Here is a 3,479-nt window from a genome sequence, read left to right on the forward strand (position 1 = left end):
TTTTTTACAATTTTCAATATTAATTTTCTTATAATTGTTTTAAAATTTGTAAGTTCCGTTAATACCGCATAAAAAGAGATTTAAACGCTAGTTATTTCTTACAACATTTATTATTTTTGTTACATATTTGTTACATACGGTACAATTTACAAAAATATTTTCACAAGTTTTTTCTTATTCTCCTTTATAGTTTCGCCACTTTCCTCAAACGCTCCGAATCTATCGAATCCGACAGTTATCATTAAAGCGATGAAGTTTGTGCCTATCAGGAGTATTAAATCTTCCGTCTTCGACCTTTCTTCTATGGAATCAAATATTTCTTTGTTGCTTTCGTTCTTCAGCTTGCTCCGTAGCAGGTTTAAATTCTGCCTTCTTTGATATCCTCTTAATTCTAATGTAATTGCTGAATTTAAAAATATCAGTGCAAACATTACGATTGCAAACTTCCTACTTCTGTGATACATCTTCATCTTTATCATCCCTCTTCTTGACAAATCCGAGCTTTTCCAGCAGAAGTTCCAGGAATCCTTTGCTGATTCCATATCTTTTCTGATTGATCGTTTCCATCATAGCTTCGCCGAAAAATCCCAAGACAGGACTCCACGGATACAGGAAGCCGGCATTGAAATGCCCCACCACTTTATTAAGCGATAAGGCGATAGCCATTGTCATTCCAGCAACGGCTATTCTTTTTATATATGGTTTCACTGGCTGGTTGTCTATCATTTTCTGTGCAACCACGCCAAACAGGACTCCTGAAAAAAACAGTATAAGGAAAAGTCCGTGATTGTCTATTATTACTTTTAAATCCTCTATCATTGGTTATGCTCCTTATATCCCTACTGCTGTTTTTTCTTCTCCAAGTATTCTGTGTATTATTTCATCTACATTTATCGTTTTTTCAAGTGACTCGGTACCTTTTAACAATAAATCTTCAGTAAATCTCTCAATGTCATCAGGAATATATGGATTGTTTATCTCCTGTGATTTCTTTACAAAATCCTTAAACTTCCTAAAAAAGTTGTTTTTAACAGCTTCCAGTTTTTCTATCCCTTTTTTAGCTCCAAAGATTATTTCCTTTTCCAACACTTCTTTTCTAGTAAAATCTACCAGCATACCTATTAAAATTACTTGTAACTGTTTATCCATTGTTTCTCCTCCTAAAATTTATAAAATCAATTTTAAGCTAGCTAGCAGGCTCTACAATCAATTTCAGACTGCTAGCCAACTTATTTATCCAAAAAGTTTTTTAACGTTCGATTTTGGCTCGTATTCAAGCCATTTTTACATTACTTTAATTCAAAATGTGGCGTATCTTTCATTTTCCAATTTCCACCCCACTCAATGTTAATGTTTTTACTTTTTGCTACTTCCAAGATATGGTTTGCAATCAATTTCAATTTCTTTTCATCATACCCTTCTTCAGATGTAAATTTTCTATATACTCCATTTTCTATAACTCCACAAGGGAATATGTCAACTGCATGTCCGTATCCGTCAGATTTGATTTGATGGTTTGATTTAAATTTTTTCCCATCACAATTTGTTACAATTCTGCCCGGTTTGCTTCTTCCTATTTGGTACAAAGCAAACTGTTCTTCCGTTGTTCTAGCTCCGTCTGTGATTCTAAAATCGTACGGACTATTTTCAATTGCAGCTTTCATAACTTCAACCAGCTTTGGGTGTACTTTTTTCATTTTGTCTAAGCTTGACTGAGCGAAAGAATATTTTTTATTCTCTGTTACTGTATTTTCTTTATCCCAATCTTTCAAATATTCCTCCTTTCTTTGAACTCTGTTCAGCCAGCCAGCCAAAAAATCTCTCTGCGTTTTGTCAGCTTCAACTTTACTTCTGTAATAAATTCTTTGCAGATTGTGGTAAACTTCCAAAAATTTTTCAGGATCTACTGCATTTAATGCATCTAATGTTTTGCTTCCGATTATTCCATCCACATCAAGATTTGCATTTGTCAATTGGTTTATAGCAATCTGTGCGTTTTTTGTTCCATTTCTTCCTGAATTAACTGCCCAATCGCATATGGACAGAGCTAATTTGTCATCATTTACTTTATCTAGTTTGTTCCCTAAGTAGTATTTTTTTAGATATATGTTTTTTGCGAAGTCTTTTGTCAAGTCTTGCATATTTCCTTTATATCCAAAATCCCTTGCTTCTTCTTTTGTAATTCCCCAAGTTGTTTCTCCGCCTTTATCGTTTTTATCATCAGAATAACCTCCTTCGACTTTTAGCATATATTCAAATATTCTCTCAAATCTATCCATTTTTATTCCACCTTTCTTCCTAATAATTCCATATCTCTTAAATATTTATACAACTTTGCAGGACTGAATTGATTAGCCTTTAACGTTTTTAAATTGTATGTCAGACTCTCATCTAATCCCTTGTTAATCAGATGTATGCATAATTCTGAACAAAAATATTTGTCCTTATGTTCAATTCCCAGCTCCAGCAACTGGCTGAAAAAAATAGCTCCATAGTCGTACCCTTTGCCTTTCAGTTTCATAAACTCTTTTAGCACAATAGGGATTTCAATATGCTTGTCAAGCTCATATATATCCATATTATCTTTATACACAAAAGGTTTTATTCTTACGCCACCAGGATTTGATAAATATACATAGTCATTATATATGAATTCACAATGGCTGTATTTTCCTAATGTCCTTAATGTTATCAAAAAACCTATGATACTTTTAGGCTTGTGAAAACATATATAAAGCTTATTCCTTTCAAGATTCATAAATACCTCCTAACCTTGCTTCATTTCACTTTCAAATAATTTGTTATATTCAATTTCAGCATTAAATGATTTCAGCTCTTCGACCGTTTTGTTTTCCAAGCTGTGCGACAATGTTGTCTCGGCAACCATCGAAGTAGTTGTATGTTTTCTCATTATTTCGGACATTTCTATGAATTTCTGAACACTTACATTCACATATTTTTCAGAGCCGTCCTCTGTGTAGAATTTCCAGTTGCTGTACTCTGTCGCCATTAAGTCAGTCATAACTTGCGAGAAATCCAATTTCTGACCTTTGGCTATTTTTCCCATTAATTTAAGAATAAAGCCGAGAACTAAGCTAAACAGTATCTTGGTTATATTAGACTGATCTATTGTCCTGTTGTGCTGAAGATACTTAGTCCCTTTCACTTCAAATTCAAAAGGCTTTTTCTCCCTTTCAATTCTCAGTTCGTAAAGTTCCTGTTTTAGTTTCTCAACCTTTTCTTCTTTTCTGTATTTGATTTGATTGTTCTCAATGTACTCAAATTCAGATAGTTCGACGGTCTTGATTTTTCCATTCTCAATTAATTCATTTTCATCAAGAGTGTATTTTCCAGCTTTGTATAGTTCCTCTTTTGTTGCCTCTCTTAGATTTCCGTTATCCAAAACTGGATTTTCGTATTCCAATTCGTTCCAGATGTGCTTTTCTGTATCCCAGTCCGGATAAAACAGATTAGGATTA

5 protein-coding genes and 1 pseudogene are annotated in these 3,479 nt (G+C 33.5%); all 6 read right to left on the reverse strand.

The window, feature by feature from the left end; genetic code table 11:
• Positions 1–146 precede the first annotated feature (146 nt).
• Positions 147–479: a hypothetical protein gene (locus Q0370_RS06960; protein WP_299573862.1), complete on the reverse strand. Its 333-nt coding sequence runs from the start codon at positions 477–479 to the stop codon at positions 147–149.
• On the reverse strand, positions 448–819 hold the full coding sequence (locus Q0370_RS06965) for a hypothetical protein (protein ID WP_299573865.1): 372 nt from the start codon (positions 817–819) through the stop codon (positions 448–450). Before Q0370_RS06965 ends, Q0370_RS06960 begins: the two co-directional genes overlap by 32 nt.
• Before the next feature lie 12 nt (positions 820–831).
• A complete protein-coding gene (locus Q0370_RS06970) occupies positions 832–1,149 on the reverse strand; it encodes a hypothetical protein (protein ID WP_299573868.1) in 318 nt (105 codons plus the stop codon).
• A gap of 140 nt (positions 1,150–1,289) precedes the next feature.
• Complete coding sequence (locus Q0370_RS06975; RefSeq protein WP_299573871.1) at positions 1,290–2,279, reverse strand: glycosyl hydrolase 108 family protein; 990 nt, start codon at positions 2,277–2,279, stop codon at positions 1,290–1,292.
• Positions 2,280–2,281: 2 nt separating this feature from the next.
• Complete coding sequence (locus tag Q0370_RS06980) at positions 2,282–2,758, reverse strand: cytoplasmic protein (protein ID WP_299573873.1); 477 nt, start codon at positions 2,756–2,758, stop codon at positions 2,282–2,284.
• A gap of 9 nt (positions 2,759–2,767) precedes the next feature.
• Positions 2,768–3,479 (reverse strand): annotated as a pseudogene (locus Q0370_RS06985) (hypothetical protein); the annotation flags it as partial.

Source organism: uncultured Leptotrichia sp. (genome assembly GCF_938036635.1).
GTDB classification, from domain to species: domain Bacteria; phylum Fusobacteriota; class Fusobacteriia; order Fusobacteriales; family Leptotrichiaceae; genus Leptotrichia; species Leptotrichia hongkongensis.